This is a genomic window from Candidatus Protochlamydia sp. R18, from assembly GCF_000648255.1.
Taxonomy (GTDB): Bacteria; Chlamydiota; Chlamydiia; order Chlamydiales; family Parachlamydiaceae; genus Protochlamydia; species Protochlamydia amoebophila.
On the sequence record NZ_BASL01000773.1, the window covers coordinates 1 to 7128 of the forward strand.

6 protein-coding genes are annotated in these 7128 nt (G+C 33.1%); 4 read left to right on the forward strand and 2 right to left on the reverse strand.

From position 1 onward, the window contains the following. The first annotated feature begins 194 nt into the window (after window positions 1-194). Window positions 195-446 carry a hypothetical protein gene (locus tag TY19_RS11925; protein WP_052354762.1) on the forward strand — a complete coding sequence of 84 codons (252 nt, stop codon included), beginning with the start codon at window positions 195-197 and terminating at the stop codon, window positions 444-446. A 468-nt stretch (window positions 447-914) separates the two neighbouring features. Here TY19_RS11925 and TY19_RS10365 read toward each other — a convergent pair whose 3' ends face one another. Then, entirely contained in the window at window positions 915-3089 is a 2175-nt protein-coding gene (locus TY19_RS10365) for an ankyrin repeat domain-containing protein (RefSeq protein ID WP_042282331.1), read from the reverse strand. 898 nt (window positions 3090-3987) lie between these two features. Beyond that, the gene (locus TY19_RS10370) at window positions 3988-4323 is read right to left on the reverse strand and encodes a hypothetical protein (protein WP_042282334.1); all 336 of its coding nucleotides are present in this window, start codon (window positions 4321-4323) and stop codon (window positions 3988-3990) included. A 48-nt stretch (window positions 4324-4371) separates the two neighbouring features. Between TY19_RS10370 and TY19_RS27360 the strand changes: the two genes are divergently transcribed. The 3 genes from TY19_RS27360 to TY19_RS10380 form a co-directional block, all read left to right on the forward strand. Then, the gene (locus tag TY19_RS27360) at window positions 4372-4569 is read left to right on the forward strand and encodes a type IV secretion system DNA-binding domain-containing protein (protein WP_148300670.1); all 198 of its coding nucleotides are present in this window, start codon (window positions 4372-4374) and stop codon (window positions 4567-4569) included. Next, complete coding sequence (locus TY19_RS10375) at window positions 4557-4865, forward strand: hypothetical protein (protein ID WP_148300671.1); 309 nt, start codon at window positions 4557-4559, stop codon at window positions 4863-4865. Before TY19_RS27360 ends, TY19_RS10375 begins: the two co-directional genes overlap by 13 nt. 988 nt (window positions 4866-5853) lie before the next feature. Further along, window positions 5854-7128, forward strand: a 1275-nt coding sequence (locus TY19_RS10380; RefSeq protein WP_148300672.1) for a hypothetical protein, incomplete at its 3' end; no start/stop codon positions are given.

Consider the following 7128-nt stretch of genomic DNA (forward strand, 5'->3'; position numbering starts at 1 on the left):
CCGGCTCGATATGCAGTTATAATTTTTACAAAACATCCAGGTTATTCGATTGTATGGAATGGAATAGAGATTTGGCAACGCTATAGCCATTTATTTTCTTCAAATAATTTTGTTTTAGATTTATTCCAGCTTACAGCACAATTGTTTTAATTAATAAACGAGCAACGTTAAAAGTTATAGAAGATAACCTAGACTTGTTTCAAAAGCATTCTAATTCAAACCAAAACGCCGCAGAATTCTTAAAAGAAGTTTGTTGTCCTAAAGACAGAGACTACATGATTCGTTATAACATAACTTTGCTGGGCATTTTGCTTGGTTACGGAAGAAACAACTCCATAGCCTTCTCTAAAAGAGGCTATCTTCAAAAATTAGAAGGATTTCAACTATACAACGCTAATCAATCTTTAAACGCCTTTGTGAATCCTGGATTTTTTTATCATCAATAATGGAACGAATGAAGAAGAAAACGAAGAAATTAGGCAAACGCTTCAGATAGCTAAAAAAATATGGAAGCGGCCTTTAAAAAAGACCACTATCTCGAAAGTTTTATAACTCTATTTACTCGTTTATTCTCATGTGATTTTTTAAAGGCGCTTATTTTACCTTACTGAATTTTCGCTGATTTGTCCTTAAAGAGACTTATGCTTGAGATTTTTAAATGTAAGTACAGAGAAGTTTTAAACAAGAGATTTATTTACCAAGGCATTTTATATACTGTCTATTTTAAGAGTTTTGATAGCCTCATCAGAAATATTCTATGAGTAACAAATTTGCATAGCTTAGTTTAAACTTTCAACCAACTATAAAGAGTTAAGACGTCTCAAAAATATATGCAGGGGTAGACAGCTTCAATGAAGCTATCTTTCCTTTTGTAATGATCAAAACAATGCTCAATCAAAATAAGCAAATGTATCTCATGTAGGTTTGATTTCTTGTGTCGGCCCTTCTTTTATTTGTTTAGAAGCTTTTAGTTGAATTATTCCACATATCTCTGTATGTATCGCACGATTAATTTCTCCTGCATAGATAAGGGGAGATTTACCAAATTCTTCATTTATTTCTCTGAGATGAAGGTCGAAAGGACTATTAAGAAGCAATTTTAGAGAAAACTTGTCTTTATTCTTTATGAATACATATAATAAATAGTGTCTAAGCTTATCGAAATCAGACCCCTTTTCATTTAAAATCTTTGATGTCTCGGTCAATTTTATTTGCGCTCCACGCTGAGTCAAGAGCTTAGCGCCCTCATAATATCCTGACTCCACAGCAATATGCAAAGGCGTATGACCTTGAACATCTTGGATCTCAAGATCAATTTTTCCCTGGGAAAGTAAAAGTTTCATCATTTCCAGATGTTGATTTTCGATGGCAACATGCAAAATAGTCATTCCGTTCTCATTCTTTGCATTTAATTCATGAGGATTTGTGTTAAATCCAAGAAGTAGCTTTGTCATTTCTACATTTCCTCGACAAACAGCCCAAAACAAAAGGGATTGGCCATCATAGAGCTTCTGAGGATTAATTTCAGCTCCCTCTTCTACTAACAAATTAGCAACTTCAAACTGATCTTTAAAAGCTGCAATAGAGGCTGCCATCGATAAATAGATCTTTTCATTTATTTTATCACGATAATAGGGCAAAAGCAGTTTCACGAGCTTTAAAGGATAGCTATTATACTCAATTGCCATATTAAGAGAGTTAGAACCGTCCTCATCGACCACTTTTGCGATCATATCAGTGCAATTACTGATTTCAGCGCGTTGGATTAAGTCTTTTAAAATATCAACTTTCGCCTTTGCTTTAAGTCCACCACTAGTTATACAATGATGAATAACAGAGCATCCATCATCATCTAAAAGTGTGATGTCGGCTCCATAAGATAAGATGAGTTTGACAATTTCTAAATCTCCGCAATCTAAAGCATGCATTAAAGGTGTCATTCCTCGTTTTGAATCTCGATAATTGATAAGATTTTCATAACTTTTAAGTAGTTCTTTGACTTGATCTTGGTCGCTTTGGTTTATCGCTGCATGCAATTTTTCATCCAATCTAAAACGTTTCGTAGAAGTTTCCTTTGAATTTTTTTTAGTCTTGTAATCAAGAGGAGGATTGTAAAAGAATTGCTTGTAATTAGAAGTAAGATTATTAAAGACTTGCTTGAGTCCTGCTGAGGTTTGAAAATTACGAAGAGGGGCATCTCCGTCGTAATTTTTAATATGTAAGTCAGCACCATGATCAAGCAATAACTTCAAAGTATCTTCCGTTTTTTTTCGATTAAAATAAGGCATATCAGCGCTCTTTGCTAAATAATGAAGAGCAGTTTCTCCCTGGGCATTTTGTGTATTTAGCTTTTTGGTTAGTTTTTCGCCAGTTACTCCCTTATTTTTAAAATTTTCCAAAATGATACTTATGGCTTTATCGTTTTGTAGGGCCGCTGCCTCTCCTAGCAAAGATTGATAGGTTTGACGATTAACTGCCGTTGGATCAACTCCAAGTTCGATAAACAATTCTAAAAGGGGATTGCAATATTCTATGTTTCGCATTTCTTGAACTTCAAAACTTGTAGAAGGCGGGTTGGATTCTATGGAAATATGAAGTTGAGTTTTTAGTTGATTAATTTTTTTTATTAGAGATTGTTCATCAGCTGAACGAACAGATTTGTTTAAAACTTTTTGCAAGAATAGATTAAAAATTGTTACAGCAAAATGATCTTTAAAAGATGGCCTGACTAATAATTTATTAATGCCTACTTCAGAGGTTAGGTGTGGGACCAAATGCAAGAGGAATTTGCTGAGATAGTTTGAAATTGTTAAATCTTTTTGAGATGCCGGGTCTCTTAAGATACTCATTTTGAAGAATCGCTTGAAATTGCCGCTTTTTTCAATGCTATCTTTAAAGCACCAACAAGTAGCCCTTAGATGGAGCAAATCTCGTGAGTTGTCCAATAAATTAGAGTTCTTCGCTAAGCAAGTAAAAATAATGTCGATGATTTCAGCTGGTAGTGATACTATGCAAAGATTATGAGATATGTCAGTAGTTGCTGCTGAAATATTCTGAGATTGAAGGACAATTGGTTGATCCAAACCCATCTTTAACCCCCTAGGTAGCTTTTAATAAAAAAATTCCCCAGATTAAATATTACAGAATTAGGTATAAAAAGTCAAGCCAAAGATATTTCAAATTCAAATCAGCGATATCCATGTTTCGCAAAAAAATTTAAAAGGAAGGCTTCTAGAGTGATTGATGATCTTATTTTTCCTGAAAATTGTTAAAAAAACTCTTTCTTTCAAGACGATCAATACATTCGTTTTTGATTCGAGAAAGAGTTAAAAGTAGATATTCAATATCAAATGATTAAATACTTTGAAAAAGAGCAGGTGTAGACTGGAGATACTGAAGCTTTTGAATATGGCACAGTTGCAATACAAGCACTTTAGTGGTGAAGAATATCACAGTCCTTGCCCGTCATGTGGAGGACAAGACTGCTATATCGTCTGAAAGACGGTCGCTATTGTGGTGTCGTCAGTGCGAGCGCAACGGTGATATGATTCAGTTTTAGCGTGATTTTCTCGGCATGTCGTTTAAAAAGCTAGAGAATGCGTCAAGAATAGCTAAAACGATACATTTGTCGGTTTATATCTTTCTCATCATCTCGTTAAAATATTATCAGACGGAACTTAAACATCTTGGTCTAGTTATATTTCATTTAGCATCTGATCAATAAATTCCTTAACCTTGCAATTAAACACTTCTCTATCTCATTTCTACGGCTTTGTTTAGTAATTAAACCAAAAGGCACGAATTGTCTGTTGAACGCAATAAAGAAAGTATTTTTTAGTTAACTTACCGTTAAAGAAGTTATCATGCGCAATTTGAAATTCATTTTGATTTATAAAAAGCTGATTTGTCGGTTTAAACTGAATATAGTTGACCATAGACAAGTCATTTTCAAAAAACATTCTAGGAAAGACTTTAAACTTTGTCTAACTATTGTTCTTGAACCTCTTTAGGCGGGACTGATTGACTATGCCACATCAAATGACTAACATTCGCTGCTATGTCGCCTAGTCGCGTTTCTACAATAGCCATACGCGTTTCTAAAGAATTGAAACGCTCGTCGATTCTATTAAGTCTAGAGTCAACTTTATCAAAACGTTCATCCATTTTATTGAAACGCTCGTCTACGGCCTTTAACTTTTCATCAATAGTCTTGAAGCTGTTATCTATACGTTCTTGATTGCGTCCAAAACGATAAAATAGAGCAAGTATCCCTATGAAAACACCAGAGGATAGCAGAACGGAAATAACTTCAAACGTAGACATAATTTTAACTTTTCTCTTTAAAATGTATTCTACTGGCAAAATTTTTTTGTGTCAATTACGAGATCCCCTTCAAGACTTTGCGATTTTGTCCAAGGAACGAAAGTCGGTTTTTTGATCGATATAAATTCAGAAAAAATGGCTGCCTCCATTCGTGCTGTGATGTTTAATTTTCTGACCTGCTTCAAATTGCTGACAATACCAAACATCCCTTTTCAATGTTCATGTCTAATCTTATGTTTGCCATAAATGAAAAAAATATAGGTGGCGATTTTTGGCAAACGATTAGTTATTTTGAATTTGAAAATGATATAGTAGATCAATTTTTAAATGAAAACATTGTAGTCGGTGAAAAAGTTTATCTTAAGGTTGATCAAATACATTTGGGGACTAAGCAAATTTTTCTAAATTTTAAGGAAAAATTACTCCCTATTCATAGTCTTTTAACTGATGTATACAAAGGATATACTTCTTATGAAAGGGCTTTGAGGGATAGTTGGATACGCCTAATTCAAACTGCGGTTACAAAAATTATAATAAGGTAAATTTTCGTGGAGTTTGCGGAACTAAAAAACCCTAGTGCAAAATTTATTAGATGAGCAAAAAATGAGGTAAAAATGATTCCTATTAAAAAAAACTATTCATATGCAAATTGATTGTTTTTACCTTTTTTGCTCATCCATTATTACATGCCCATTCAGTGACAGAAATTTAAAATCAATACCAGAAGATGATAAGGAAGTCTTAAGCAGGCTTTTTTATCAACTGATGAACAATGACCACTTCGCCTTACACCCTATTTGGGGATAAGCCTGTTTCAGTCACGGCAAACTTTATCTTAACCCCCTTATGGAAATATTTTTTGCCGGATGAAATGTGGTAGGTATTTTTGGGAAAAATGGAAGGTATGGAAAAATACGAACATCTGTTTCCAATGAAAAATTATTTCTTAATTGAAGAATCTGCTCAAACAACTACTAAAAACATTTTTTTATTAATAAAAAATGGTTTGTAAAAACTATTTGTCAACATATGAAAATTTTTGAGACAATTTTAAGCAGAAATATCACACCTAAAAACTTATTGAATAAAATTGAAAAGAGTCAAATTTTTTTTGTGTTGACTGCTTATTTTAAAAAGTTGAAAATATTTTTAGTATTTAATTCACCCAAAGGAGGTGAACTATGAATGTAAAATCAACCAGATTTAGCACTTCGTATCATCTTCTTTTTTCTCAACATTCACAAAGATCAAATCAAACAAAAAATCCATCCGATGTTTCGTATCATACGGCAGAAACATTTTATTGTTATTTTTTAAGAATAAAATTGAAAAAATGAAACAAGATAAAAACCTTTCAAATAACCTTGCGAAAGACATGTTGGGAAAGTGGGCAACCAGCAAAAGGGGGAAATTTTTAATGTGGCTAAATAAACAACTAGAAGAAAAGGAATTGTAAAGTATTTATTAAACGAAGAGCTTTTTAATAATGGTTAAATGAACGTTCTAAAAAATCAATTTAAAGAGGTTGTTATGATACATGATTCTTCTAAAAGCGTACCAGACCTTATTAGTTTAACAAACAGTGCCAGTAGTATTAGTAGTTATTTAAAAGGCGGAAAAATTAATTTCTCATTGGCAGAGCAAGAAGCAAATAAACTTTATCAAGAAGGAATAAAATTAGTCATTTCTGAAGTTAACAAAAAGCCTATTATCGACGAAATTGTTTCTCCTGTTGTGATTACGTTAAGTGAAAACTTTTCCTCAACGTTAACGTTAACCCAACACGTCTTTACTTTACATCGACATTTGAGCAAAGCGTATCGAATTTTTATAGAACTTACCTGGCATCAATGCTCTCGTCACGGAGTACCAACCATGAATGAAACACGAGATGATATTATTGAAAATTCTAAAGGAATTCTCCGTATTTTGCCGAAAGAGGAAGTGGGCGCAAGGTTTGAATATCGTTGCGCAAAGCAAGCAGCAAAATGCTTAACCCCTGTTGAAAGTATTTGGAAGAAGTTGTTTGAACATTCCCTTAGTATTGGAGAAGCAGCTCAAGGAATTTCTCCTTTTGGAATTATAAAAAATGGGATTGAACTTAGTAAAGATGTCAGAAAAGAGTGGCCTGCTGAATGGTATTTTTACATTCATGACCTTCGATGGCTTTCTGCAAATATTAGAACGGAAGGTGACTTTAAAAATATTATTGAAAAAAAAATTGAAAATCTTCAGGGCAAAGGGAAACAATATACTATATGCTTAGCTCTTATCTTCGTAGATTTAATTAAAAATTCTGAAGTGACAAACAAGGTTCGAGAATTAGCCTCCAAAGGACTTGCAGATCTTTTCGTTCTCAGAGATCGTGATAGAGTGTCAAAACTTACAAAATTTGCTCTAAAAAAATATCCAAATTTCGAATTTCTCCAAAATATTGTGAAAAAAGCAGATCGTTATTGGGAAACTCGCTCTTTAATTATGCAAAGTCTAGAAGAGTTAGCTAAAAATGCAGATTATGAAGAGTACAGTAATGAAATTGTTGGTAGCTTAGTTAAAATTCAAAGTGAAACTATCCATATAGAAGAACAAAGCACAATTCAGGAAAGTCTTAAAGTCTTAAAAGAAAAAAATAAAAGGCTTCAGGAAGCCATTGAAGAAGAAGAATTAATATTAGCAACTATAAAAAGAGATAAGCAGCAAAAAAGAAGCAGTATTCAAACACCTTTTATTGCACACGACATGGCAAATTTACAGTTAGAAGAGTTTGAGGCTTCACCTATAAATTTATCTGATTTTATGATAGGA

Bases quoted from the DNA above. Each gene is read 5' to 3' on its own strand.
- TY19_RS10365 (WP_042282331.1), bottom strand. From the start codon at position 3,089: ATGGGTTTGGATCAACCAATTGTCCTTCAATCTCAGAATATTTCAGCA.
- TY19_RS10375 (WP_148300671.1), top strand. From the start codon at position 4,557: ATGTTTGCCATAAATGAAAAAAATATAGGTGGCGATTTTTGGCAAACG.
- TY19_RS10370 (WP_042282334.1), bottom strand. From the start codon at position 4,323: ATGTCTACGTTTGAAGTTATTTCCGTTCTGCTATCCTCTGGTGTTTTC.